The following is a 24717-nucleotide window of genomic DNA, read 5'->3' on the forward strand; positions in this document are numbered from 1 at the left end:
TTGCCCCTGATTTAGACCCTTCGCGCGTCGGACGCCACGGTGTGGCCAATGGTTCGAGGACACCTTCGCTATTCCGCCTCGAAGGCCCCCGGCAGGTGGACGGGCGCCGCGCCCGGCGCTACCAGCACGACGTCGAGCCGCATGTCGAGCCCGGCCAGTTCCGGATGTCCGGCAAGGAAGACCTCCGCTGCCCCGGCAATGCGCCGGCGCTGGCGCGGCAGGATCGATTCCGCCGCTTGCGTCAGGCTGGCGCGCGCCTTCACCTCGACGAACAGCACGAGCCCGTCGCGGCGGGCGATGAGGTCGATCTCGCCGCGCGGCGTGCGCACCCGCCGGGCGATGATCGCAAAACCCTGCGCTTCCAGCAGCCCGGCCGCCTTCGCCTCGGCGTCGACACCGCGGGTGAAGGCGGCGCGCCGCGCGTCAGTCATCGCCGCCCTGCAAGGCGAGGGCGCGCGCATAGACGGCGCGCCGGGGCAGGCCGGTGGCGGTCGCCACCGCCGCCGCCGCGTCCTTGACCGACAAGGTGGCGAGGGCGCGGCGCAACGCGGCGTCGATATCCTCCTCGCGCGCCTCCTCCTCCAGCGGCGCGCCGATAACCAGCACGATCTCGCCACGGTTCTCGGCCTCCGCCTGCGCATAGTGGCCGGCGAGTTCCGTGAGCGTGCCGCGCCGCACTTCCTCGAACGCCTTGGTAAGCTCGCGGCACACCGCCGCCGGGCGCGGGCCGAGCACCTCGGCAAGGTCGGCCAGGCTCTCGTCGAGGCGCGGGCCGGTCTCATAGATGATCAGCGTCGCCGGCAAGGTCTTCAGTTCGCTGATGCGGGTACGGCGCGCCCCGCTCCTGGCCGGCAGGAACCCCTCGAAGAAGAAGCGGTCGGTCGGCAGGCCGGCGGCGACCAGCGCGGCGAGGCTGGCCGAGGCGCCGGGAATGGGGATCACCCGGTGCCCCGCCGCCAATGCCGCTTCCACCAGCTTGTAGCCGGGATCGGAGACCAGCGGCGTGCCGGCATCCGACACCTGAGCCAATACCCCGCCCGCCGCCAGCCGTTCCATCAGGCGCGGGCGCGTATGCTCGGCATTGTGGTCGTGATAGGCGACCAGCGGCGTTTCGATACCGTAACGATCGAGCAGGCGCCGCGTGATGCGCGTGTCCTCGCAGGCGATCAGGTCGGCGCCGGCGAGCGTTTCCAGCGCGCGCAGGGTGATGTCGCCGAGATTGCCGATCGGCGTCGCGACAATGTACAGCCCGGGCTGCGGACGCGCGGCCGGCACGCTCGAACCGGCGAGATGGAAGGCGCGCGCGCGCCCGCTATCGGGGGGAGAATGGCTCATGCGACCTCCATACCAGATCGGGCGCGCGCGGTCGCGGAACCGGCGCGGGAATGCCGCGACAGGTGGATATGTCGGCCTTTGTGATCCGCGCCGCCGGCCCTCGACGTGACAGGACGCGGGCGCGCGTCCTAAAAGTAGAGTTAACGCGCGCCCTGGAGCGGCGGAAATCGCAGGCTCGGGCGCGCCACGCATGGATGACGGCACCAAACTTCCCCGCCGCGCCTTCCTCGTCATGGCGGGAAGCGCCACCCTCGCCGCCTGCGGCGCGGTGCGCGAGACCTCGCCTCCGCAGGCGCAGCTTCCCCCTCTCGAGCCGGCCGCCCCTCAGCAGCCGGGCAACGTGCTCGGCGCCGGCACGGTGCGCGTCGGCCTCATCCTGCCGCTCGGGGCCAGCGGCAATGCCGGCGCGGCCGCGCAGTCGCTGCGCAATGCGGCGGAGATGGCGATCGCCGAATTCACCGGTGCCAACATCCAGCTCATCGTCAAGGACGATGGCGGCACCGCGCCCGGCGCGCAGGCCGCCGCCGGCCAGGCGATCGACGAAGGCGCGCGGGCGCTGGTCGGCCCGGTGTTCGCCCACACCGTCGCTGCGGCCGGCCAGGTGGCGCGCCAGCGCGGCGTGCCGCTGGTCGGCTTCTCCACCGACACCAATGTGGCGACGCAGGGTGTCTATCTCCTGAGCTTCCTGCCGCAGACCGATGTGGAGCGCGCGGTGCGCTTTGCCGCGTCGAACGGCCGGCGCGCCTTTGCCGGCATCGTGCCGGACAATGCCTATGGCTCCGTGGTCGAGGCAGCGTTCCGCGAGACCGTGCCGCAGGCCGGCGCGCGCGTCGTCGGGCTGGAGCGCTACGGCACCGGCGGGGCGGCGCAGTTCCAGGAGGCTGCCCGCCGCATCGCCGCGTCCGCCAATCAGGCGGACGCGCTGTTCCTGCCCGATGCGGCCGACTCGGTGCCGCAGATCCTGCAAGCGCTCGACGGCGCCGGCGTGCGGCTCGACGGCAAGCAGCTGATCGGCACCGGCCTGTGGGACGACCGCCGGCTGTTCTCGGTCGCCTCGGTCGCGGGGGGCATCTTCGCCGCGCCCGACCCCGCCGGCTTCCGCGCCTTTGCCGAGCGCTACCGCGCCCGCTTCGGCAAGGAGCCGGTGCGCACCGCGACGCTGGCCTATGACGCGGTGACGCTGATGGCCGCGCTCGCCAACGCCCATGGCGAAAACGGCCTCACCGACGCGGCGATCCAGACCCCGTCGGGCTTCGCCGGCATTGACGGCATCTTCCGCTTCCGCGCCGACGGCACCAACCAGCGCGGCCTGGCGGTGATGCAGATCGGCAGCGGCGCGGTGCAGATCATCAGCCCCGCCCCGCGCAGCTTCGCGCAGGCGAGCTGAGATCGTTCACGCCGCCAGATCGGCGACGATGGCGTCGAGCACCGGGAAGCCGTAGGGCGTGGCGCGCAGGCGGCCATCCGGCATCGCCTCCACCAGTCCTTCCGCGACCAGCGCCGCCAGCCGCTCGGGCGCGAGGGCGCGGCCGGCGAGCCGGGCGAAGCGCTGCGGGTCGATGCCTTCCTTCAGCCGCAGGCCCATCAGCAGCAATTCGTCGGCCTGTTCGGAACGGACCAGCGCTTCGTCGGCGACGACACCGTGGCCGGCTTCCTCGACGCGGGCAAGCCAGGCTTCCGGCCCGCGCTCGGTGGAGGTGGCAACCCGGCCTTCCGGCGTGTCGAGGCGACCATGCGCGCCAGGGCCGACGCCGGCATATTCGCCATAGCGCCAGTACAAAAGGTTGTGCCGGCTCTCGGCGCCGGGGCGGGCATGGTTGGAAATCTCATAAGCCGGCAGACCCGCCGCCGCCGTGGTTTCCTGCGTCACGTCCCACAACTCGCGGCCGGCATCGCCATCGGGAATGACCAGCTTGCCCGCCGCATGCAGGGCGGCGAAGGGCGTGCCCTCCTCGATGGTGAGCTGGTAGAGCGAGAGATGCTCGCAGCCCTCGCCGATGGCGCGCCTCAGTTCGGCGGCCCAGGCGTCCGGCGTCTGGTCGGGGCGGGCATAGATGAGGTCGAACGACACACGCTCGAACGCCGCGCGCGCCACCGCAACGGCGGCCAGCGCCTCGTCCGCGCTGTGCATGCGCCCGAGCGCCCTGAGCGAGGCATCGTCCAGCGCCTGCACGCCGAGCGAAACCCGGTTGACGCCGGCCGCGCGATAGCCGCGGAAGCGCCCGGCTTCGACGCTGGTCGGGTTGGCCTCCAGCGTCACCTCGGCGCGGTCATCGAGCGGCCAGGCGTCGTGGATGGCGTCGAGAATGGCGCCGACGGTGCCCGGCTCCATCAGCGAAGGCGTGCCGCCGCCGAAGAACACGCTCTGCGTCCGCCGCTGGCCGATGCGCGCGCGGGTATGGGCGATCTCGGCGCGGAAGGCGGCGATGAAGCGCGCCTGGTCGGGCGGGGAGTGGCGGACATGCGAGTTGAAATCGCAATAGGGGCACTTCGCCTTGCAGAACGGCCAGTGCACATAGACCCCGAAGCCGGGATCGAGCGGCGGCGGCGCGGCGCGCGCATCTTCCGCGCGGAGATCGGCCGCGCGGGAAAAGGGGTCAGTCAAATTTCGCCCCGAAGCAGGTCTCCGCCAGCGCAATGAAGGCGCGGGCGCGGTGCGACAGGCCCTTGCCGCGCGGCGGCAGGCCGTGCTTTTCCTCGCCGCTCATCTCGCCGAAGGTGCGCGAGTGACCGTCCGGCTGGAACATCGGATCATAGCCGAAGCCGGCGGGGCCGCGCGGCGGCCAGACCAGCGTGCCCTCCACGATGCCCTCGAAATCCTCGACATGGCCGTCCGGCCAGGCCACGCAGAGCGCGGAGATGAAGAAGCCACGGCGGTCCTCGGGCTCCTCGGCGCCGGCCTCGCGCAAGCCTTCCTCGACCTGCGACATGGCCTTGTAGAAGTCCTTCTCCGGCCCGGCCCAGCGGGCTGTGTAGAGACCCGGCGCACCGCCCAGCGCGTCGACGCACAGGCCGGAATCGTCGGCGAAGGCCGGCAGGCCGGTGGCGTTGGCGGCCGAGATCGCCTTGATGCGCGCGTTCTCCGCGAAGGTGAGCCCGGTTTCCTCCGGCTCGGGAAGGTCGAGATCGCCGGCGGAGACCGCCTCCACGCCATAAGGCGCCAGCAGGCTGCGCATCTCCTCCAGCTTGCCGGGATTATGCGTGGCGATGACGATCTTGCCGGTCAGGCGGCGGGGCTGTTCCATCGCTCGGGTCTTCGCCTCTCAGGCCACTGCGAGCTTCTGCAGGTCGACCAGCTTGCTCACGCCCTTGCGGGCGAGGCCCAGCATGGCGTTGAATTCGGCCTCGGTGAAGGGGGTCTTCTCCGCCGTGCCCTGAAGCTCGACGAAGCCACCGGCGCCGGTCATCACGAAATTGCAGTCGGTCTCGGCCTGCGAATCCTCGGCGTAATCGAGGTCGAGCCGCGGCTCACCTTCGACGATGCCGCAGGAGACGGCGGCGAGGTGATCGCGCAGCGGGATCGTCGGGATCATGCCGCGCGACTTCATCCAGGACAGGCAGTCATGCAGCGCCACCCAGGCACCGGTGACCGAGGCGGTGCGGGTGCCGCCATCGGCCTGGATCACATCGCAGTCCACGGTGATCTGGCGCTCGCCGAGCTTTTCCAGATCGACCACCGCGCGCAGCGAGCGGCCGATGAGGCGCTGGATTTCCTGGGTGCGGCCGGAAGGCTTGCCGGCCGTCACCTCGCGGCGGGTGCGCTCATGGGTGGCGCGCGGCAGCATGCCGTATTCGGCGGTGACCCAGCCGCGCCCCTGCCCCTTCAGCCAGGGCGGCAGACGCTCTTCCAGCGTGGCGGCGACGAGCACATGGGTCTCGCCGAACTTGACGAGGCAGGAGCCCTCGGCATGCCGCAGCACGCCACGCTCGAAGCTGACGGCTCGCATCTCGTCGGAAGAGCGGCGGGAAGGGCGCATGCGGGGGTTCTCCTTGACCTGTGGCGGCCCTTGTAAGGGGGGCGAGGGTCGGGCGCAACGCCGCGTTCGCGGGCGTCGCCACCCCCTCGCTTGAACCACCGATACGATTGCCGAAATATGTGGTGTGCCACGCACCGAAATGGCACCGCTGACGTGATAGGTTCGGCTATGGCTCTTGATCCCCTGCTCTCCGCCACCGCCCCGCAGCTCGCCCGGCTGGACGAGCGCTCGCGCGAAATCTTCCGCCAGATCGTCGAGACCTATCTGGCGACCGGCGAGCCGGCGGGCTCGCGCAACATCTCGCGCCTCATCCCCATGACGCTGTCGCCCGCCTCGGTGCGCAACGTGATGGCGGACCTGGAAGCGGCCGGGCTGATCTTCGCGCCGCACACCAGCGCCGGGCGGCTGCCCACCGAGCGTGGCCTGCGCTTCTTCGTCGACGCGCTCCTGGAGATCGGCGACGTCTCGGAGGAGGAGCGCAACTCGATCGAGACACAGGTGCGCGCCGCCGCCAAGGCGCAGACGGTCGAGGGCGTGCTGGCGGAAGCCACCAACATGCTCTCCGGACTCACCCGCGGCGCCGGCGTGGTGACCACCGCCAAGAGCGACGGCCGGCTCAAGCATATCGAATTCGTGCCGCTCGACCCGACGCGGGCACTGCTGATCCTCGTCTCCGAGGATGGCGAGGTGGAGAACCGACTGGTGCCGCTGCCGATCGGGCTGCCGGCCTCCGCGCTGGTCGAGGCGACCAACTTCCTCAACGCCCGCACCCGCGGGCGCACCCTTGCCGAGGTCCGGCTCGAGGTCGAGCGCGCGCTGGCCGAGCGCCGCGCGGAGCTCGACGAGATCACCGCCCGCGTGGTGGAAACCGGACTTGCCAGCTGGTCGGGCGGCGACAAGGCCGAGCGGCGGCTGATCGTGCGCGGCCAGACCCGGCTGCTGCACGATCTCCGGGCCATCGAGGATCTGGAGCGCATCCGCCTGCTGTTCGACGACCTCGAATCCAAGCAGGAAGTGGTCGACCTGCTCGGCCGCGCCGAGGAGGCGCAGGGGCTGCGCATCTTCATCGGCTCGGAGAACAAGCTGTTCTCGCTGTCGGGCTCCTCCACCATCGTCGCGCCCTATCGCGACGGGCAGGGACGGGTGGTCGGCGTGCTCGGCGTGATCGGGCCGACGCGGCTGAACTATGCCCGCATCGTGCCGATGGTGGACTTCACCGCGCGCGTCGTGAGCCGGGTTCTCGCGGGTCCGGGGATTGACGCAGCTTGATTTTTCTCGCCCGCGACCCGATATGGCGGGCGTCCGCACGACATTGCCGCGCGGATAATCCATTCCCGACGAGGTACCTATGAGCGAAGACACCCGCAACCCGGCGGAACAGCCCGACGTTTCGGTCGCCCCCGAGGGCAGCGCGGCCGCGCCGGAGGACATCGCCGCCCTGTTCGCGGCCGAGAAGGAGCGCCTCGAGGCCGAGGTCGCGAGCCTGAAGGACAAGTTCCTGCGCGCCTTCGCGGAGGCCGACAATGTCCGCCGCCGTGCCGAGCGTGAAGTCGCCGACGCCAAGCTCTACGGCATCACCGGCTTCGCCCGCGACGTGCTGACCGTGGCCGACGATTTCGAGCGCGCGCTCGCCGCCATCGATGCCGAGGCGCGCGAGAAGGCCGAGGGCACGCTGAAGACGCTGCTGGACGGCATCGACCTCACTTCCCGCGCGCTGACGCAGACGCTGACCAAGCATGGCGTCGCCAAGATCGAGGCGGAAGGTACCAAGTTCGACCCGAACCTGCACCAGGCCATGTTCGAAGTACCGAATGCCGAGCTGCCCTCCGGCACGGTCGTGCAGGTGATCCAGCCGGGTTACACCATCGGTGGGCGCGTGCTTCGCCCGGCGCTGGTCGGGGTCTCCAAGGGCGGCCCCAAGGCCGCGCCGGTGGATACCAACGCCCCGCAGGCATAACTCCCAAGCCCTGGCAAAGCCGCCGTCCGTTTCATCGATACGGACGGCGGGACGTTTCAGCGCGGCTCGATGCTGTCGCGCAGGGCGCGCATGCTGTCGAAGTCGGTGCTGAAGCCGTCCGCCGGCGCCACGCCGACCATGCGCAGATAGGTGGCGCGGCCGAAGCGCAGCCATTGCACCACCTTCAGCGGCTTGCCGCTCTGGATGTCCTCGGCGGCGCCGAGCAGCTCATAGCCGGGCTGCCCGCCGATGCGCAGTGCTCCGCCACGCTCGACGCGCAGATTCTTCACGCCCGGCACGCTGGCAATGGCGCGCCTGGCAAGGCTGTCCCGATCATCCTCGCGAATCTCGCCGCGCGCGATGGCGACGATGAAATAGGGCAGCGCGCCGGCAGGTCCCGCTGCCGCATCGCCCTTCGACAGCAGCACGGCCGAACCGCCGAGTACCTGCAGCACCTTGTAGCCCTGCAGATCGCCGATGGTGAAGGGCAAGCGCGCCAGCATCTCCTCCTGGCTGGGCGGAGCGCGGAACACGACGCTTTTCAGCGCCGCCTCGACCACCGAATCAGGGTAGCGCGCCGAAGCTGCTTCGGGAAACTGCACCGTGACCATCGCCGTGGCATGCTTGCCGGCGGCGAACAGGATCCACTTCTTCAGCGCGTTCGCGCCGACGCTCTGGTAGCCGGTCAGCAGAATGGCCTTCTCGCCGCCGCCCAGCGTGAGGTCGCGCTGCGATTCGATGGTCACCCCCTGGTTTTGCAGGGACTCCGGACGGAACGTCGTCGAAATCTCGCCGAACGCGGCGACCGGCAACTCAAGAATGAGAATGGCCGCGCGCGCCTCGCGGTCTTCGAAGCCGCTGACATTGGGGATTTCCGCCATGCCGGGAGGCGGGACCAGGCCGACCGTGCCCTGATTGGGGAAGACGGCCTGCGCGGCGGCGGGGAGGGAAACGGCGGCCAGCACGAGGCCGGCGGCGAGGGCCCGAAAGAGACGGGCTCGGATCAGACGGCGCATTCGATGTCCTTCGGATGCCACGGCGGCGGGGTCGGGTCGGCGATCATTCGACCAGAAGATGGCGGATACGTCCTTGTCTACGCTCAAATAGGCAGAATTTCGCCATCTTCCGCCGGACGGACGCGACGTAACGTCAGATTGATGCGGCCCGGCTGGCGCAGCAGGGTCGAGGAATCCGGCAGGATGCGGTCGATGCCATGGAAGGCGAGCCGGCTCGGGCCCGAGAGCAGCAGCGCGTCGCCCGAGACCAGCCGGATCGAGCGGGTCGGGTCCGAGCGCGCCGCGCCGCCGACGCGGAACAGGGCGGTATCGCCGAGCGACAGCGACAGTACAGGGGCCCTGAACTCCTGCTCGTCGCGGTCCTGATGCAGCCCCATGCGGGCGCCGGGCGCGTACCAGTTGATGAGACAGGCTTCCGGTGCCAGTGCCGTGCCGGCAAATTCGCGGGCAAGTTCACGCCAGGCGCGCTTCAGGACGTCCGGAAAAGGCGGCCAGGGTTGCCCGGTCTCGGGATGGGTCGGCTGGTAGCGATAGCCGGTCTGGTCCGACACCCAGCCGAGCGGACCACAATTCGACATGCGCACCGAGAACGGCTTGCCGGTGCGCGGCATGCGTGGGGTGAACAGCGGCGCCTGCGCCAGCACCTGGCGGATGTCTTCCGCCAGCGCCTCCTGCCCCGCCCGGTCGAGCCAGCCCGGCCACCACAGGCAGCCCGGCGCGACCTCGATCGGCGCGGTACTGGCGGGCGCCATGCCTCAGAGCTTCCTCAGCGACACCGCCTCGACCTCATGGTCGCCGCCCTTGCGCAGGATGAGATCGGCGCGCTGGCGGGTCGGCAGGATGTTCTCGCGCAGATTGGCGAGGTTGATGGTGCGCCAGATCGAGCGCGCGGTGGCGTCGGCCTCCGCGTCGGAGAGGCTGGAATAGCGATGGAAATACGCCGCCGGATCGCGGAACGCGGTCTCGCGCAGGCGCATGAAGCGCTCGACATACCAGCGCTCGAGGATCGCCTCGTCGGCATCGATATAGATCTTGAAGTCGAAGAAGTCGGAGACGAAGGGGATGCCCTTGCCGTCCTTTGGGGGGCGCGAGGTCTGCAGCACGTTCAGCCCCTCGACGATGAGGATGTCCGGCTGGTCGACCTCGACCATCGCGTTCGGCGTCACGTCGTAGTTGAAATGGCTGTAGACCGGCGCGCGCACCGGCCGCCGCCCGGCCTTGATGTCGGACAGGAAGTGCAGCAGCGCCGGCAGGTCGTAGCTTTCCGGGAAGCCCTTGCGGCCCATCAGCCCTTCCTGCTCCAGAATGGCGTTGGGCAGCAGGAAGCCGTCGGTCGTCACCAGCGCGACCTTCGGCGTGTTGGGCCAGCGCCCCAGCAGCGCCTGCAGCACGCGCGAGGTGGTGGACTTGCCCACCGCCACCGAGCCGGCGACGCCGATGATGTAGGGCATCTTGCCGCCTTCCTCGGGGCCGAGGAATTTCTGCATGGCGCGGAACAGCTTCTGCGCCGAACCGACATACATGGAGAGCAGGCGCGAGAGCGGCAGGTAGATCTCTTCGATATCGGCGATCGACAGCCGGTCATTGAGACCCTGCAACCGGACGACCTCCTCCGGCCCGAGCGGCTGCGGGGTATCGGCACGCAAGGAGGCCCATTCGGCCCGCGTGAAATTGCGAAAGGGCGACAGCCCCTGACCGTCGAGCTTCATATCCATCGGCGCGTTTCCCGGAACTTCGCCCGAGCATTAAGGCCGCCGAGCTTTGGTCGACCACATACCACAACAGCTACGACTTTAGTACTGGTACCCCGGCGGCCAGAAACGACCGCCCGAGCCATCCTCTCAGGCGCCCCGGCGGGAGGCCTTCTCCTCAAGGCCCGACTGGCCGGTCCGGCGTCCCAGTTCGGCATAGACCTCTTCCAGCGCCACGCCGCGCGCCTGTAGCAACACGGCCAGATGGTAGAGAAGATCGGCGGCCTCGGATATGACGGCTTTGGTATCATCGCCGACGGCGGCCAGCGCCGTCTCGACCGCCTCCTCGCCGAGCTTCTGCGCGCATTTGGCGACGCCCTTGGCGAGCAGCGTGCGGGTATAGGACGCCGCGTTCTCGTCGCTCGCGCGGCGGGCGACGATGGCGGCGAGGTCTTCCAGGCTCACGCGGACGGCAGGGTTGGCCGGGTCTTGCGCCATAGCGGCTTCCTTCACAAATCGCTGCCGCCGACGCGCACCGGAAGCCCGGCCTGCGCGAGGCGTTCCTTGGCGGCACCGATGGTGAAGGTGCCGAAATGGAAGATCGACGCTGCCAGCACGGCGGAAGCGCCGCCCTGCCGGATGCCATCGACCAGATGATCGAGCGTGCCGACGCCGCCCGAGGCGATGACCGGCACGGTGACGGCGTCGGAAATGGCGCGCGTCAAAGCGAGGTCGAAGCCCTCGCCGGTGCCGTCGCGGTCCATCGAGGTGAGCAGGATCTCGCCGGCGCCGAGCGCGACGACCTCCTTCGCATATTCCACCGCGTCGAGGCCGGTGCGGTTGCGCCCGCCATGAGTGAAGATTTCCCAGCGGTCAGGCTCGCCGGCTTCCGAGACCTTCTTGGCGTCGATGGCGACGACGATGCACTGTTCGCCGAACTTCTCCGCCGCCTCGCGCACGAATTCGCGCCGGTTCACCGCGGCAGTGTTGATCGACACCTTGTCGGCGCCGGCATTGAGCAGCGCGCGGATGTCCTCCACCGTGCGCACGCCGCCGCCGACGGTGAGCGGCATGAAGCACTGCTCGGCGGTACGGCTCACCACGTCGATCAGCGTGCTGCGCGCCTCGACGCTGGCGGTGATGTCGAGGAAGCAGAGCTCGTCCGCCCCGGCCGCGTCATAGGCCTTGGCCGCCTCGACAGGATCGCCGGCATCGCGCAGATCGACGAACTTCACGCCCTTGACGACGCGGCCGTCCTTCACGTCGAGGCAGGGGATGACGCGGACCTTGAGCATGGAATCTCCGCTGACCATTGCCCCGCTCATGCCGGCAACCCGGCGACCAGCGCCAGCGCGGCATGGGGGTCGAGCCGGCCATCATAGAGCGCACGGCCGGTGATGGCGCCCTCGAGCTTTTTCGCGCGCGGCTCCAAGAGGGCCTTTACGTCGTCCAGCGAGGCGAGACCGCCCGAGGCAATGACGGGAATGGAGATGGCCTCGGCCAGTGCGATGGTGGCGTCGAGATTGAGGCCCTTCAGCAGGCCGTCGCGGGCGATGTCGGTGTAGATGATGGCGGCGACGCCGGCATCCTCGAAGCGCTGCGCCAGTTCCAGCGCCGTGAGGTCGGAGGTCTCCGCCCAGCCTTCCACCGCCACGCGCCCGTCCTTGGCGTCGAGCCCGACGGCGACGCGGCCGGGAAAGCGCTTCGCCGCCTCCTTCACGAAGGCCGGGTCGCGCACCGCCGCCGTGCCGAGGATGACGCGGGTGATGCCCTTGGCGAGCCACGCCTCGACGCCGGCGAGGTCGCGTATGCCCCCGCCCAGTTGCACCGGCATCGTCACCGATTCCAGAATGCGATCGACCGCCTCGGCATTGACCGGCTTGCCGGCGAAGGCGCCGTCGAGGTCGACGATATGCAGATAGCGGAAGCCCTGGCGCTCGAACTGCGCGGCCTGCTGGGCCGGGTCGTGGTTGAACACGGTGGCACGCGCCATGTCGCCTTGTTGCAGGCGCACGCACTTGCCTTCCTTGAGATCGATGGCGGGAAAGAGGATCACGGCGTCCACTTGAGGAAATTGGCGAGGAGGGCGAGGCCGAGGCGCTGGCTCTTCTCGGGATGGAACTGGGTTCCGGCGATATTGTCGCGACCGACGACGGCGGTGATGGCGCCGCCATAGTCGCTAGTGGCGATCACCTCGGCGGCGTTGGCCGCTTCGAGATGGTAGGAATGGACGAAATAGGCGTCGAGCCCGTCCTCGCCAATGGCGATGCCTTCGAGGATCGGGTGCGGACGGACGAGATTCAGCGAATTCCACCCCATATGCGGGATCTTCAGCGCGGGATCGGACGGGGCGATCTTCACCACATCGCCCTCGATCCAGCCCAGGCCCTCGGTCACGCCGTGCTCCAGGCCGCGCGAGGCCAGCAGTTGCAAGCCGACGCAGATGCCGAGGAACGGGCGACCGCGCTCAAGCACCGCTTCGGTCAGCGCCTCCACCATGCCGGGCACGGCATCGAGACCGCGCCGGCAATCGGCATAGGCGCCGACGCCGGGCAGCACGATGCGGTCGGCGCGGCGCACCACGTCCGGATCGGCGGTCACCAGCACGGCCTTGTCGGTGCCGCTCTCGCGGGCGGCGCGCTCCAGCGCCTTGCCGGCGGAATGGAGATTGCCGGAGCCGTAATCGATGAGGGCGACAGGCGCGGGTGGCATCATCGGCTCGCCTCCGGGAACAGGCCGAGCACCGGGCGCTCGGACGCGGGATGGGCGGCGAGGGCATAGCGCTCGGCCGGCAGCGGCGCGCGCGCCGACCCGCCGAAGGAGACGCCGCCCAGCCGCGCCTCGATATAGCGCTGCTCGGCCGCTTCCAGCGACGGGGCGACGACCACGCCGACCTCCTCATAGCCGGCAGCCGCCAGCTTGGCGCGGCGCAGGCCCGGCAGCAGCACCGCCACCGCGACGTTCGTTAAAGGCAAAAGCACCAGCGCGTCGGAGGTGAGATCGAACCAGAGCACGGCGCCGACGATCAGCCCCTGCACCAGCGCGTAGCCGAGCAGCGCGAACCACAGCCGGTGCGCCAGCAGCACCAGCGGCGCGAAGGGGATGGCGGTCCATATGAGGCGCTCGGGCACCAGCGCGACGCCGTCGGCCCATTGCGCGAGGCTGGAGGCAGCGTCGGCATTCTCCGGCTCGAAAACGGTAAAGATCGTCATGATCAGCCGCCCAGACTGCCCTTGGTGGAGGGGATTTCCCCTGCCGCCGCCGGATCGATCGCCACCGCAGCGCGCAGCGCCCGTGCGAGGCCCTTGAAGCAGCTCTCCGCGATATGGTGCGCGTTGCTGCCGTACAAGGTCTCGACATGCAGCGTCAGGCCGGCATTGATAGCGAAGGCTTGGAAGAACTCGCGCACCAGCTCGGTGTCGAACTCCCCGATCTTGGCCACCGCGAATTCGGTGCGGAACACGAGGAAGGGGCGGCCGGAAATGTCGAGCGCGACGCGGGTCAGCGTCTCGTCCATCGGCAGATGCAGGCTGGCATAGCGGGTGATGCCACGCATGTCGCCCAGCGCGGTGCGGATCGCCTGGCCGAGCGCGATGCCGACATCCTCCACCGTGTGGTGAAAATCAATGTGCAGGTCGCCGGTCGCCTCGATGGTCATGTCGATGCGCGAATGGCGGGCCAAGAGGTCCAGCATGTGGTCGAAGAAGCCGACCCCGGTCGCGACCGTCGCCTTCCCCGTGCCGTCGAGATCGACGGAGAGGCGGATCTGCGTTTCCTTGGTGGCGCGGGTGATGCTGGCCGTACGCATGGGCAAATCGAGCTCCCGGAAGAGCCGGCGTCTTAGCAGCTATGCTCTTGCGATGCCATATCACTCTGTCACAATGCAGTTTTTGCAGCTTGTGCAGTAGGTGCCGGTTGATCTCTCTTGCGGAACTGAATTCGTCTCATGAATAAGAACCGGATGAATTTTCTCACGCATCATAAATGCGCCAGCACATGGCTGGGCAGCCTTGTGGCCCGCATCTGCGAACTGAATGGTCTCAGCTGCTATCATTCTCATCACGGTACCGCCGTTCCGTCTAGGGAACACGACCTGTCGCTGTTGACCAACTCGGACTATGCAACGGTGTCCGCACAACTCCACGCGCCCAGCTTCCACATCATTCGCAATCCGCTCAGCATCATCTCCTCGGCCTATTTCTCGCATCTGAGCACTCACCCAACTGATGGATGGGTGGCGCTGGAGAAGCAGCGTCGGATCCTCAACTCTCAAGACCGCGTGACGGGGATGCTGCTTACCCTGAGTTTCCTGGAATCGGCGGAGTTCTATCCCTCGACTCCGGGACCTCTGCACGCTCTGCACGGCTGGAACTTCGACGACGAGCGTATCGTGACGCTGCGTATGGAGAGCATCGTGGCGGACGTTGGTGCTTTCCTTGATGCCATCCGTGACCGAGCTGGCATGGAGGGCTTGCTGCTGCCTTCCCCGGACGAGTTCGGGTTTGAAAAATTTGCCGGCCGACGGGTAGGGGAGGTGAACGACGCCTCACATTACCGCTCCGGCGACGCCGATGGTTGGCGGCGCGAGCTGCCGCCCGCCATTGTCGACTATGTATGGGCACACTTCTCGACCCTCATGGAACGATACTATCCCGAGGCGAAACTCGCCTGACGGCGTCCATATCGCTGCACCGCCGTCCCTGACGCCGGGTGCGCACCCCCGAGTTGCGCTGGCGCCGCGACGGCTTAAGTAAGGCTCTCGACCCAAGCCTGCACGCAGAGCTCCCCGAATGAAGCACTCCCCCGACACGATCTACGGCACCACCATCGTCTCCGTCCGCGCGGGCGGGCGCGTCGCCATAGGCGGCGACGGGCAGGTGACGCTCGGCAATACCGTGATGAAGTCGAACGCCCGCAAGGTGCGCCGCCTCGGCAAGGGCGACGTGATCGGCGGCTTCGCCGGCGCCACGGCCGACGCCTTCACCCTGTTCGAGCGGCTGGAAACCAAGCTGGAGCAGTATCCCGGCCAGTTGCAGCGCGCCGCGGTCGAGCTTGCCAAGGACTGGCGCACCGACCGCTATCTGCGCCGGCTGGAAGCGATGATGATCGTCGCGGATGCCAATGTGACGCTGGTGCTCACCGGCACCGGCGACGTGCTGGAGCCGGAGAACGGCATCGCCGCCATCGGCTCGGGTGGCGGCTTTGCGTTGGCGGCCGCGCGCGCGCTCGCCGATAGCGGGCAGGACCCCGAGGCGATCGTGCGCAAGAGCCTGTCGATCGCCGCCGATATCTGCATTTACACCAACCAGAACGTGGTGGTTGAGACGATCGGATAGCACGTCGTCCCGGGCGGCCCATTGGGCCGAGCCGGGATCGCTTTCAGGTTCCACACGTCTCGGCTTACCATCCCGGCTCTTCGCCCTTCGGGCTGCGGCCAGGATGACGGCTCCAATCAGAAGACCGGATTCATGACCAATTTCTCGCCCCGCGAAATCGTCTCCGAGCTCGACCGCTACATCGTCGGCCAGCACAAGGCCAAGCGGGCGGTCGCCATCGCGCTGCGCAACCGCTGGCGGCGCCAGCAGCTGGAGGGCCAGCTGCGCGAGGAGGTTCTGCCCAAGAACATCCTGATGATCGGCCCGACCGGCGTCGGCAAGACGGAGATTTCCCGCCGCCTCGCCAAGCTCGCGGGCGCGCCCTTCCTCAAGGTCGAGGCGACCAAGTTCACCGAGGTCGGCTATGTCGGGCGCGATGTCGAGCAGATCGTGCGCGACCTCGTGGAGGTCGGCATCGGACTGATGCGCGATGCGCGGCGCAAGGGCGTGGAGGCCAAAGCGCATCTCGCCGCCGAGGAGCGCGTGCTCGATGCGCTGGTGGGCGCCACCGCCTCGCCCGGCACCCGCGAGAGCTTCCGCAAGAAGCTCCGCGACGGGCTGATGGACGACAAGGAAATCGAGATCGAGATCACCTCCGGCGGCGGCCAGGGCATGCCGATGTTCGAGATTCCCGGCATGCCGGGCGCGCAGATGGGCGCCGTCTCGCTCGGCGACATGCTCGGCAAGGCGTTTGGCGGCCGCTCCAAGCCGCGCCGCGTCACGGTCAAGGACGCCCATCCGCTGCTGCTCTCGGAAGAAGCCGACAAGCTGATCGACCAGGACGCCATCGTGCAGGACGCCATCCGCGCGGTGGAGGAGAATGGCATCGTCTTCCTCGACGAGATCGACAAGATCGCCGGCTCGGAGCGACGCGGCGGCGCCGACGTGTCGCGCGAGGGTGTGCAGCGCGACCTGCTGCCGCTGATCGAGGGCACCACGGTCTCCACCAAGCACGGGCCGGTGAAGACCGACCACATATTGTTCATCGCCTCCGGCGCGTTCCATGTGTCGAAGCCCTCGGACCTGCTCCCCGAGTTGCAGGGCCGACTGCCGATCCGCGTCGAGCTGGAAGCGCTGACCCGCGAGGATTTCACCCGCATCCTCACCGAGACCGAGGCCAGCCTCGTCAAGCAGTCGGTGGCGCTGATGGGTACGGAAGGCGTGACGCTCACCATCACCGAGGATGCGGTGGAGGCCATCGCCGACATTGCGGTGCAGGTGAATGCCAGCGTCGAGAATATCGGCGCGCGACGGCTGCAAACCGTGATCGAGCGGGTACTGGACGAGTTGTCCTTCACCGCGCCGGACCGCGCCGGCGAGACGCTGGTGATCGACGGCGCCTATGTGCGCGAGCGCGTGGCGGACCTCGCCGGCAACACGGACCTCAGCCGCTACATCCTTTGACTCGGCTCCGGAACGAACCTCTCAAGGCAGCTTGGGCCCCTGTTTCATGTGAAACAGGGGCGGCCTCTAACCGGGCCGGCTGAGGATCTTGAGCCGGCCGAGCAGTTCGGCCACCCCCTCGGGCGGCAGGGTGGCGATCTCGCGGGCCAGCAGGTTCGCCAGCTCCGTCGCCTCCGGCGAGAGGCCGGCGGTGTCGACCACCACGCGCGGATCGGAGATTTCCGCCAGCAGGCGCAGCGCTTCGGCCTCGTCCCAGATGACGTTGAAATAGGCCATGATGCGCTGGAGCATCATGAAGGTTGGCTGGCCGCGCTTGCCGTGCTCCAGCGCCGAGAGATAGGCCGCCGAAACGCCGATGGTTTCCGCCATTTGCGACAGGGTGACGCCGCGCTCGGCCCGCAGTTCGCGCATGCGGCGGCCGAACGGCGTCATCGTCCGCCCTCGCGATGGCGGCGCACCCGGACATACAGCGCGCCCTCCCCGCCATGGCCGCGTCCGGCGGTCTCGAAGCCGACCACCACGGCGCGCAGCTCCGGCGCGGCGAGCCATTGCGGCACCAGGCGGCGCAGCACGCCGCGCCCTCCCTCGTGGTGAAAACCGGCGGAAGCGTCGCCCTTTCCGGTGATGACCAGCACCAGCGAATGGCCCGACCCCTGCGCGCCACGCAGGAAGGCGATCAGCCGGCCATGTGCGGCGGCCTGCGTCAGGCCATGCAGATCGAGCCGCGCATCGACCTCGGCGCCCCGCGTCAGGCGGCGGCGCATCTTCGGCTCCAGCGGCGCGAGCGGCGTCAAGGGCGGCTTTACCGGAGGCTTCTCCGCCCGTGCCGGCAGGGACATGACCGGGGGCTTGCGGGGATTCGGCGACGGGGGCGCTTCGGCCGGCTCCGGCGCGGGCGGGACGACGGGTGCGGCGAGTTTCGGCGCCGGGCGCAGCCGGTCGATCGAGCGGGTGACATGCTCCCACAGCGCCTTTTCCTCCGCCGCCAGCGGCCGGCGGCGGCGCGAACGCGGCTTGCCTTCTGTGTCTCCGCTGCTCATTGCGTATCCGAAACGTTCGCGGCGGCGGGGATGACCGGGCGCGGCCTCGGCAAGGGCACGCGATGACGCGCCGGATCGAGCGCGCGCGGCAGCAGCACGACGAAGCGGCCGGGATGCTGGATGCGCCCGGCTTTCGCCCCGGCGTCATCGCCCGCGCCGAAGAAGATGTCCGCCCGCGCCGGCCCGATAATCGCCGAGCCGGTGTCCTGCGCGATCACCAGCCGCTGGAACGGCTCGGCCGCGCCGCCTTCACCGGTCGGCAGGGCGGCGTCGATGAAGAACGGGGTGCCGTAGACATGGATGAGCCGGTCCACCGCGATGGAATGGCCGGCGGCGAGCGGCAGGCCCTGCGCGCCGACCGCGCCGTCATCCGCCTTCAGGTCGCCGGCGATGCGGAAGAAGACATAGGAGCGGTTCTGCCGCATCAGTTCGCGCCCCTCCTCCGGGTGGTCGGAGATATAGGCGCGGATGGCGTCCATCGACATCTTCTCGCGCGGTACCAGCCCGCGCTCGACGAGGAGGCGGCCGACCGGCGTATAGGGCTGGCCGTTGTGCCCGTCATAGTTCAGCCGCAGCACGTCGCCGTCGGGCAGGCGCACCCGCACCGAGCCCTGGATCTGGGCGAAGAAGGCGTCGGCAGGATTGCGGATCCACACTAGTTCCAGCCCCTTGCCCTTCAGCGCGCCGTCGTCGATGGCGGCGCGGTCGTAATAGGGCTCCAGCACGCCGTCGACGCGCCGGAATGCCTTGCCCCGGTTCGACGGCGGACCGTCTTTCGGCGGCGCCTCGACGACGAGATCGGGCGGGCGGCGATAGAGCGGCGTGGCGAACTCGGCCGTCGGCACGCGCGAGCCTTCGATCTCCGGCTCGTAATAGCCGGTGAGAAAGCCCTGCGCCTGGTCGACGCCGGCGATGAGGAAGGGGCGGAACTCGTGCTCGAAGAACGCCCGCGCAGCCTTCACCGGAGGGTGCGCGGGCAGGCGCGCGGCGTGGCGGCAAATCGGGCGCAACGCGGTGAATACCGGGCGCGGCGGATCCACCAGGTCGCCTTTGCGGCGGATGCTGGCGCAGCTGCGGCGGAAGGCGGCGAAGGCTTCAGCCACGCCATCGCCGCCGTCCTCGCTCCGCCAGCCCGGAAGATCGGCGAAGGCAATCGGCTCCAGCGAGGCCTGCGGGAACAGCACCGGCGCAGCGCCGGTCGCCGCGCGCGCAAGACCCTGCCCGCCCCCGAGAACCGGGAACAGGGGCGATCCCGTCAGGACGCAGGACGCAAGGAGGATGAGGAGAGCAGCGCGCACGCCGCCATAATCTCACGAAGCCGCTTCGGTGGCGACCAGCTTCCAGTTCGGATCACGCGCGCCGAGGTCGCGCGAGAAGGTCCACACATCGGTGACGTCGGCCACCTGCTCGGCATCGCCGTCGATGACCTGGCCGTTCTGGTCGCGCGTCACCGAGATGAGCTGCGACAGGAAGCGCACGGTGATCTGCGCCGTGCGGGCCTTGACGCCAGCCTCGATGATGTCGGCCTTCTCGATGCCGACGAACTGTGTCTCCATCTTCTCGCCGCGCCGCTCGCGGTCGGTGATGGCGGCATTGAAGCCGTCAAACACTTCGCGGGCGAGAAGGTCCTTCAGCGCCGCCCGGTCGCCATTGGCGAAGGCGACGACGATCATCTCATAGGCCGCGCGCGCGCCGCCGATGAAATGCTGGACGTTGAAGCCGCGCTCCTGCCCGGCAATGGCGTCGAGCCCGTTGGCGACGGCCGAGCCGACCTCGGCCACACCCGCCCAGCGGGCGGGCGCCGGCTCGCCCGGCTCGCTGATGTCGACCGGCTCCACCGGCTCGGGAAGGTTGGCCGGCTCGGGCGTGCCGGGAAAGTTCACCACCTTGTCCGAGGCCCCGACCGGGGCCTTGGCGGCGTCGCGGCGCGAATAGGGGTCATAGGGCGGCCGCTCGCGCCCGGTCCTCTGTCCCAGCACGCTGCGCAGCCGTATGAAGATGAATACGGCCAGGGCCAGGAAGATGATCGTATAGATGTCGAACACGTTGCACGCCGCCGTTGGTTCGCCCCGTCGGAACCTGTTCCGGCGAGGCCTCTCAATGGATGTGGTGCGCGGCACGGCCGTTTCCAGCGGAAGCGGTCCGAGCCTGCCACCCGAGTCTATTTACGATGTCCGGCCGATTTCGCCAGCCTGACAATGCCGCTAGGTCATCACTTCACGCGGAAAAGTGGTTATTTACCGGCGCGAATTCGAAAGAGTAGTGCAAGGGCGCGGCCGACGCCAACCCCGGATCGGACATCGGCTGACCACGCAGCGGCCGTTCCGGCGGGCGCCGGCACCGGCCCCTGGCTGGCCCGGACGGCCGCCGCCTTGTGAGCGAACGGCAACCGTGTTAGCCACACGCGCCCTTTTTGAAGCCCGATCGCGGCGGCACGGCCGACCGCGCGGCACAGACGCCGGCGCCCTCCCCGGCGCGCCGGGCACGGAGATTGCTGATGGCCGAGAACGAAACCGCCGCCACGATGCCCACGCTGCAGGTGCTGACCCAGTACACGAAGGACCTTTCCTTCGAGAATCCGGGCGCGCCCGAGACGCTGGTCATCGGTGGCCAGCCGCAGATCGGCATCCAGATCAACGTCAATGCGCGCCCGGTGCGTGAAGGCGCCGAATACGAGGTCGAGCTGAAGATCGAGGCCAAGGCCGAGCTGAACGGCAAGACGCTGTTCGCCGTCGAGCTGGTCTATGCCGGCATCTTCCGCGCCCAGAACGTGGCGCAGGAGACGCTGCACCCGTTCATCCTGATCGAATGCCCGCGCATGCTGTTCCCCTTCGCGCGGCAGATCGTCGCCGACACCGTGCGCAATGGCGGCTTCCCGCCGCTGATGATCGACCCGGTCGACTTCGTGACGCTGTATCGCCAGCGCATGGCGAAGACCCCGCCGAGCAACATCCTGGCGTCCTGAGGCCCTGCCGGTCCCAAGGGGCCGGCTTCATCGCTGATCTGGAACGGCCGCCGGCTTATGCCGTCGCGGCCGTTTCGCTTTCTGCGGTGTATTCCTTCCAGAGCGCCGCATCGCCCAGCGTGGCCACAAAAGCCTCGTGCGCCGCGATCTCCTCGGCCGTGCCGCGGGGGGGCAGGGGCCGTGGACGCTGGCGCGGGCCCGCCTCGCGCCGTTCGGCAGCCGCCGCGCTGCTTTCCGTGACGGTGAGGCTCAGCGCCGTCTGCTTGCCGCCGCACAGTTCCGCGTAGACATCCGCCAGCAGCTCGGAATCCAGCAGCGCGCCGTGCTTGGTGCGGCGCGAGCTGTCGATGCCATAGCGCGACATCAGGTCGTCGAGCCGGTTCGAGGCACCGGGATGGCGTCGGCGGGCAAGGCTCAGCGTGTCGACCACGCGGTCGAAGGTCAGCGCCTTGCGCCCGACCTTGCCCAATTCGGCATTGATGAAGCCGATATCGAAAGCGGCGTTGTGGATGACCAGCGGGTCGTCGCCGATGAAGGCAAGGAAATCGTCCACCACCTGCGCGAAAAGCGGCTTGTCTGCGAGGAACTCGGCGGACAGGCCGTGGACGTTGAACGCCTCCACCGGCATGTCGCGCTCGGGATTGATGTAGACGTGGAAGACCTGTCCCGTCGGGATGCGGTTGTAGATCTCCACGCAGCCGATTTCGACCAGCCGGTCGCCGGTCAAGGGATTGAGCCCGGTGGTCTCGGTATCGAGGACGATCTCACGCATCGGTTTTCCCCTTGCGCAGCAGCGCCAGCAGCGCGGCCACCTCCGACCGGGCATGGGCGAGCCCATGGCCGGTGTCGATCACATGGTCCGCGCGGCGGCGCTTTTCCGAATCAGGCAGCTGTCGCGACAGGATCACTGCTAATTTGTCTTCCGTCATGCCCGGGCGGGCGAGAACGCGGGCCCGCTGCACAGATTCCGGCGCGGTGACGACGAGAACGGCGTCGACCCGCCCGGCCGCGCCGGTCTCATAGAGCAGGGGGATGTCCAGTACGGCGATGTCCTCGCCGGCTTCGGCAGCGCGTTCCAGAAACGCCGTCTCGCGGGCCCGCACCAGCGGATGCACGATGGATTCCAACCGCTTCATCGCCGCGTCATCACCGAGCACACGGGCACCGAGAAGCGCGCGGTCGATGCGTCCGCCCTGCGTCACGCCGGGAAACGCCGCCTCGACCGGGGCGACTCCCTCCTCGCCATAGATCGCATGCACGGCGGCGTCGGCATCGTGCACCGGCACGCCGAGTTCGCGGAAAATGCCGGCGGTGGTGGACTTGCCCATGCCGATCGAGCCGGTGAGGCCGAGGCGGAAGGGCGTCTTCACGCCAGCTGGCCCTTGGCGGCGAGGTCGGCGACGGCGAGCGCGCGCAATTCGGGCGTCACCTCCGGGCGCACACCGAACCAGCGCTCGAAGCCCGGCACCGCCTGGTGCAGCAGCATGCCGAGGCCGTCCACGGTCTTGAGGCCGCGCGCCTTCGCCGCCTTGAGCAGCGGCGTCTCCAGCGGGACATAGACGATGTCGCTCACCAGCGCGTCCGGCGACAGGGCGGACAGATCGACATCGAGCGGCGGCTGGCCCTTCATGCCGAGCGAGGTGGTGTTGACGAGCAGGCGGCAGCCATCCAGCCGGCCGGCGAGGTCGCGCCAGTACACCGGCAGAACGCGCGCGCCGAACTGCTGGCGCAGCGCCTCGGCGCGGGCGAGGGTGCGGTTTGCCACCACCACGCGGTCGACGCCGCGGTTGATCAGCCCGTAGACCACGGCACGCGCGGCGCCGCCGGCACCCAGCACCACCGCTTCGCCCAGCGCGCGCGCCCATTCCGGCTCGGCGGCGTCGAGATTGGCGAGGAAGCCGTGCACGTCGGTATTGGCGCCGTGCAGCGTGCCATTCTCCAGCCACAGCGTGTTGACCGCGCCGAGCGCCTGCGCGACGGGATCACGCTCCTGGGCGGCGCGGAAGGCGGCTTCCTTGTGCGGCACGGTGACATTGGCGCCGACAAGGCCGCTGGCGGGGAAATCACCGAGGAAAGCCTCGATCTCGTCGGGCGCTACATCCAGCCGCCCGTAATCGCCGTCGATGCCGTGCTGCTTCAGCCAATAGCCATGGATGAGGGGCGAGCGCGAATGGGCGACGGGATGGCCGATGATGGCGGCGCGACGGGTCACAGCAGATCTCCGCGACGACGCAGGAAAGACAGAAGCGGCAGCAGCGGCAGGCCGAGGATCACCGAATGATCGCCGGCAATGCGCTCGAACAGATGGATGCCCAGCCCCTCCAGCTGATAGCCGCCGACACTGGCGAGCACCGTCTCGCCTGCCGCCGCGAGATAGGCGTCGAGCGCTGGGACATCGAGCCCGCGCATGGAAAGATAGGCGGACTCCACCGTCTCGAACAGCACCTCGCCATCGGCTGCGATGGCGATCGCGGAGTGCAGTGCATGCGTGCCGCCGGACAGGCGCTGCAGTTGCAGCCTAGCCGCGGCAAGATTGGCCGGTTTGTGGAAGGCTTCGGTGTCCAGCGCCAGCGTCTGGTCAGCCCCGATGACGAGCCGGCCGGGACATAGAGCGCTGCCCGTCCGCGCCTTGGCACGGGCCAGCACGCCGGCGATCGCGGCAGGCTCGGCGCCTTTCGCGACTTCGGCGGCTTCCAAAGCGCGCTCATCCACCTCGACGGAAATCGCCTCGAACGGCAGACGGGCAGCTTCGAGCAGCCCTCGCCGCGCCGCGCTTTTCGACGCCAGCACGAGCGGGGCATTCCCGCGCCAGAGCGGATTGTGGAACGGCGTATCAGCCACCGGCAGCCTCGGAAATCCTGCGCTGATGCTCCTTCAGCAGGGCGATGATCGCCGCCGCAGTTTCCTCGATCGAGCGCCGTGTGACGTCGATCACCGGCCAGCCATTCTTGGCGCAGAGCCGACGCGAAAAGGCGATCTCCTCCGCCACCGCCTCGCGGTCGATATAGGCGTCGTGCGGCTGGGCGGCATTCAGCCCGAGCAGCCGGTTGCGGCGGATCTCCACCACGCGCTCGGCCGAGGCGACGAGCCCGACGACCAGCGGCCGCCGCAACTCGGAAAGACCGGCCGGCACCGGAATGCTCGGCACCAATGGGATATTGGCGGTCTTGATGCCGCGATTGGCGAGATAGATGCTCGTCGGGGTCTTGGATGAGCGCGAAATGCCGAGCAGCACGACGTCGGCGGCTTCCAGCCCGTCCGTGTGCTGGCCGTCATCATGCATGACGGTGAAGTTCATCGCGTCGATGCGGCGGAAATATTCGCCGTCGAGCTGATGCTGACCGCCGACGCGCGGAGTCGGCGCGCCACCGAGATAGGCCTGGAACAGCCGCACCACAGGAGCCAGCACCGACAGCACGGGAACGCTGTTCTCGGTGCAATAGGTCTTCAGCCGGTTGCGCAGCTCCGGCTCGGTCAGCGTGTAGAGCACGATGCCGGGATATTCCTCGATGTCGCTGATGACCTTGTCGAGCTGCTTGTGCATGCGCACCAGCGGATACACATGCTCGATGGGCCGCACGCCGCTGTACTGCGCGGCCGCGGCGCGGCCGACGCTGATCAGCGTCTCGCCGGTGGAATCCGACACGAGATGAAGGTGGTAGTAGCTTTCCGCCGGGCGGGTGGCATCAGTCACGCCGGTCATCCACAGGGCTGTGCATAGTCTGGGAACAAGCCATGGGCCGGACGGGTTAGCAAGTCCGCATTGGGGATATGTCGGTTTGCCCTCCACAGGCCAGCCACCTGTGAGCAAGATCAACGCACAGGCGGGGAACTGCGTGGATAATCCGCCGCACTCTCACAAGCCCTTGATGAAGCGTGAGATTCAAAACCGCCGCGACGACGTTGGCGCGTGCTGGACTGGGGCTTGGTTGTGAACGGCTGGGAACAGCGCTAATG

General features: G+C 68.8%; 30 protein-coding genes. 7 read left to right on the forward strand and 23 right to left on the reverse strand.

Going from position 1 to position 24717, the window contains the following annotated elements; genetic code table 11:
* Positions 1–68: 68 nt before the first annotated feature.
* Positions 69–431, reverse strand: coding sequence for a YraN family protein (locus tag ACO2RV_RS05910; RefSeq protein ID WP_423290780.1), 363 nt, complete (start codon positions 429–431; stop codon positions 69–71).
* Positions 424–1335, reverse strand: coding sequence for a 16S rRNA (cytidine(1402)-2'-O)-methyltransferase (rsmI, locus tag ACO2RV_RS05915; protein WP_423290782.1), 912 nt, complete (start codon positions 1333–1335; stop codon positions 424–426). Before rsmI ends, ACO2RV_RS05910 begins: the two co-directional genes overlap by 8 nt.
* Positions 1336–1525: 190 nt before the next feature.
* Here rsmI and ACO2RV_RS05920 point away from each other — a divergent pair, with 190 nt between their 5' ends.
* Positions 1526–2722 (forward strand): penicillin-binding protein activator, encoded by a 1197-nt coding sequence (locus tag ACO2RV_RS05920; protein WP_423290784.1) that lies wholly within the window; start codon positions 1526–1528, stop codon positions 2720–2722.
* A 6-nt stretch (positions 2723–2728) separates the two neighbouring features.
* Here the strand turns inward: ACO2RV_RS05920 and hemW are convergent, their stop codons facing one another.
* From hemW to rph, 3 genes are read right to left on the reverse strand one after another with little or no spacing between them, the layout of a single operon-like run.
* Positions 2729–3940 (reverse strand): radical SAM family heme chaperone HemW, encoded by a 1212-nt coding sequence (hemW, locus tag ACO2RV_RS05925; protein ID WP_423290786.1) that lies wholly within the window; start codon positions 3938–3940, stop codon positions 2729–2731.
* Positions 3933–4580, reverse strand: coding sequence for an RdgB/HAM1 family non-canonical purine NTP pyrophosphatase (rdgB, locus tag ACO2RV_RS05930; protein WP_423290788.1), 648 nt, complete (start codon positions 4578–4580; stop codon positions 3933–3935). The genes hemW and rdgB overlap by 8 nt, the downstream gene beginning before the upstream one ends.
* Positions 4581–4598: 18 nt before the next feature.
* Positions 4599–5312 (reverse strand): ribonuclease PH, encoded by a 714-nt coding sequence (gene rph, locus ACO2RV_RS05935; protein WP_423290790.1) that lies wholly within the window; start codon positions 5310–5312, stop codon positions 4599–4601.
* A 168-nt stretch (positions 5313–5480) separates the two neighbouring features.
* Between rph and hrcA the strand changes: the two genes are divergently transcribed.
* Positions 5481–6581 carry a heat-inducible transcriptional repressor HrcA gene (gene hrcA / locus ACO2RV_RS05940; RefSeq protein ID WP_423290792.1) on the forward strand — a complete coding sequence of 367 codons (1101 nt, stop codon included), beginning with the start codon at positions 5481–5483 and terminating at the stop codon, positions 6579–6581.
* A gap of 79 nt (positions 6582–6660) precedes the next feature.
* Positions 6661–7269 carry a nucleotide exchange factor GrpE gene (gene grpE, locus ACO2RV_RS05945; RefSeq protein WP_423290794.1) on the forward strand — a complete coding sequence of 203 codons (609 nt, stop codon included), beginning with the start codon at positions 6661–6663 and terminating at the stop codon, positions 7267–7269.
* Positions 7270–7325: 56 nt separating this feature from the next.
* On the opposite strand, the gene ACO2RV_RS05950 is transcribed toward grpE, so the two are convergent.
* The 9 genes from ACO2RV_RS05950 to hisB form a co-directional block, all read right to left on the reverse strand.
* Positions 7326–8285 carry a hypothetical protein gene (locus ACO2RV_RS05950; RefSeq protein WP_423290796.1) on the reverse strand — a complete coding sequence of 320 codons (960 nt, stop codon included), beginning with the start codon at positions 8283–8285 and terminating at the stop codon, positions 7326–7328.
* A gap of 83 nt (positions 8286–8368) precedes the next feature.
* Positions 8369–9037, reverse strand: a complete 669-nt coding sequence (locus tag ACO2RV_RS05955; RefSeq protein ID WP_423290798.1) for an alpha-ketoglutarate-dependent dioxygenase AlkB — start codon at positions 9035–9037, stop codon at positions 8369–8371.
* A gap of 3 nt (positions 9038–9040) precedes the next feature.
* Entirely contained in the window at positions 9041–10000 is a 960-nt protein-coding gene (coaA, locus tag ACO2RV_RS05960) for a type I pantothenate kinase (RefSeq protein ID WP_423290800.1), read from the reverse strand.
* A gap of 126 nt (positions 10001–10126) precedes the next feature.
* Positions 10127–10474: a phosphoribosyl-ATP diphosphatase gene (locus ACO2RV_RS05965; protein WP_423290802.1), complete on the reverse strand. Its 348-nt coding sequence runs from the start codon at positions 10472–10474 to the stop codon at positions 10127–10129.
* Positions 10475–10485: 11 nt separating this feature from the next.
* Entirely contained in the window at positions 10486–11271 is a 786-nt protein-coding gene (gene hisF / locus ACO2RV_RS05970; protein WP_423290804.1) for an imidazole glycerol phosphate synthase subunit HisF, read from the reverse strand.
* Between the two features lie 26 nt (positions 11272–11297).
* Positions 11298–12032 (reverse strand): 1-(5-phosphoribosyl)-5-[(5-phosphoribosylamino)methylideneamino]imidazole-4-carboxamide isomerase, encoded by a 735-nt coding sequence (gene hisA, locus ACO2RV_RS05975; protein WP_423290806.1) that lies wholly within the window; start codon positions 12030–12032, stop codon positions 11298–11300.
* Positions 12029–12688 carry an imidazole glycerol phosphate synthase subunit HisH gene (gene hisH / locus ACO2RV_RS05980; RefSeq protein WP_423291062.1) on the reverse strand — a complete coding sequence of 220 codons (660 nt, stop codon included), beginning with the start codon at positions 12686–12688 and terminating at the stop codon, positions 12029–12031. The genes hisA and hisH overlap by 4 nt, the downstream gene beginning before the upstream one ends.
* Positions 12688–13188: a DUF2628 domain-containing protein gene (locus tag ACO2RV_RS05985; protein WP_423290809.1), complete on the reverse strand. Its 501-nt coding sequence runs from the start codon at positions 13186–13188 to the stop codon at positions 12688–12690. Before ACO2RV_RS05985 ends, hisH begins: the two co-directional genes overlap by 1 nt.
* 2 nt (positions 13189–13190) lie before the next feature.
* Positions 13191–13784: an imidazoleglycerol-phosphate dehydratase HisB gene (hisB, locus tag ACO2RV_RS05990; RefSeq protein WP_423290812.1), complete on the reverse strand. Its 594-nt coding sequence runs from the start codon at positions 13782–13784 to the stop codon at positions 13191–13193.
* A gap of 138 nt (positions 13785–13922) precedes the next feature.
* Between hisB and ACO2RV_RS05995 the strand changes: the two genes are divergently transcribed.
* The 3 genes from ACO2RV_RS05995 to hslU all read left to right on the forward strand — a co-directional run bounded on the left by ACO2RV_RS05995 (position 13923) and on the right by hslU (position 16755).
* On the forward strand, positions 13923–14648 hold the full coding sequence (locus tag ACO2RV_RS05995) for a hypothetical protein (RefSeq protein ID WP_423290815.1): 726 nt from the start codon (positions 13923–13925) through the stop codon (positions 14646–14648).
* Positions 14649–14766: 118 nt separating this feature from the next.
* Positions 14767–15312, forward strand: coding sequence for an ATP-dependent protease subunit HslV (hslV, locus tag ACO2RV_RS06000; RefSeq protein ID WP_423290818.1), 546 nt, complete (start codon positions 14767–14769; stop codon positions 15310–15312).
* A gap of 132 nt (positions 15313–15444) precedes the next feature.
* The gene (gene hslU, locus ACO2RV_RS06005) at positions 15445–16755 is read left to right on the forward strand and encodes an ATP-dependent protease ATPase subunit HslU (protein WP_423290821.1); all 1311 of its coding nucleotides are present in this window, start codon (positions 15445–15447) and stop codon (positions 16753–16755) included.
* 66 nt (positions 16756–16821) lie between these two features.
* Here the strand turns inward: hslU and ACO2RV_RS06010 are convergent, their stop codons facing one another.
* From ACO2RV_RS06010 to ACO2RV_RS06025, 4 genes are read right to left on the reverse strand one after another with little or no spacing between them, the layout of a single operon-like run.
* The gene (locus ACO2RV_RS06010) at positions 16822–17187 is read right to left on the reverse strand and encodes a helix-turn-helix domain-containing protein (protein ID WP_423290824.1); all 366 of its coding nucleotides are present in this window, start codon (positions 17185–17187) and stop codon (positions 16822–16824) included.
* Positions 17184–17795 carry a Smr/MutS family protein gene (locus ACO2RV_RS06015; RefSeq protein WP_423290827.1) on the reverse strand — a complete coding sequence of 204 codons (612 nt, stop codon included), beginning with the start codon at positions 17793–17795 and terminating at the stop codon, positions 17184–17186. Before ACO2RV_RS06015 ends, ACO2RV_RS06010 begins: the two co-directional genes overlap by 4 nt.
* On the reverse strand, positions 17792–19093 hold the full coding sequence (locus ACO2RV_RS06020; protein ID WP_423290829.1) for a murein transglycosylase A: 1302 nt from the start codon (positions 19091–19093) through the stop codon (positions 17792–17794). Before ACO2RV_RS06020 ends, ACO2RV_RS06015 begins: the two co-directional genes overlap by 4 nt.
* A 12-nt stretch (positions 19094–19105) precedes the next feature.
* Complete coding sequence (locus tag ACO2RV_RS06025; RefSeq protein ID WP_423290831.1) at positions 19106–19840, reverse strand: Tim44/TimA family putative adaptor protein; 735 nt, start codon at positions 19838–19840, stop codon at positions 19106–19108.
* 452 nt (positions 19841–20292) lie between these two features.
* Between ACO2RV_RS06025 and secB the strand changes: the two genes are divergently transcribed.
* Positions 20293–20760, forward strand: coding sequence for a protein-export chaperone SecB (gene secB, locus ACO2RV_RS06030; RefSeq protein ID WP_423290833.1), 468 nt, complete (start codon positions 20293–20295; stop codon positions 20758–20760).
* Positions 20761–20815: 55 nt separating this feature from the next.
* Here secB and dnaQ read toward each other — a convergent pair whose 3' ends face one another.
* Genes dnaQ through ACO2RV_RS06055 form a run of 5 tightly spaced genes read right to left on the reverse strand, consistent with a single transcriptional unit; the run spans position 20816 to position 24463 of the window.
* Positions 20816–21532 carry a DNA polymerase III subunit epsilon gene (gene dnaQ / locus ACO2RV_RS06035; protein ID WP_423290835.1) on the reverse strand — a complete coding sequence of 239 codons (717 nt, stop codon included), beginning with the start codon at positions 21530–21532 and terminating at the stop codon, positions 20816–20818.
* On the reverse strand, positions 21525–22130 hold the full coding sequence (gene coaE, locus ACO2RV_RS06040) for a dephospho-CoA kinase (RefSeq protein ID WP_423290837.1): 606 nt from the start codon (positions 22128–22130) through the stop codon (positions 21525–21527). Before coaE ends, dnaQ begins: the two co-directional genes overlap by 8 nt.
* Positions 22127–22972 carry a shikimate dehydrogenase gene (locus tag ACO2RV_RS06045; protein ID WP_423290839.1) on the reverse strand — a complete coding sequence of 282 codons (846 nt, stop codon included), beginning with the start codon at positions 22970–22972 and terminating at the stop codon, positions 22127–22129. The genes coaE and ACO2RV_RS06045 overlap by 4 nt, the downstream gene beginning before the upstream one ends.
* Positions 22969–23601 (reverse strand): Maf family protein, encoded by a 633-nt coding sequence (locus ACO2RV_RS06050; protein ID WP_423290841.1) that lies wholly within the window; start codon positions 23599–23601, stop codon positions 22969–22971. Before ACO2RV_RS06050 ends, ACO2RV_RS06045 begins: the two co-directional genes overlap by 4 nt.
* Positions 23594–24463, reverse strand: coding sequence for a pyruvate, water dikinase regulatory protein (locus ACO2RV_RS06055; RefSeq protein ID WP_423290843.1), 870 nt, complete (start codon positions 24461–24463; stop codon positions 23594–23596). The genes ACO2RV_RS06050 and ACO2RV_RS06055 overlap by 8 nt, the downstream gene beginning before the upstream one ends.
* Positions 24464–24717: the final 254 nt, after the last annotated feature.

The organism is Ancylobacter sp. VNQ12, assembly GCF_049445835.1.
Lineage (GTDB): Bacteria > Pseudomonadota > Alphaproteobacteria > Rhizobiales > Xanthobacteraceae > Ancylobacter.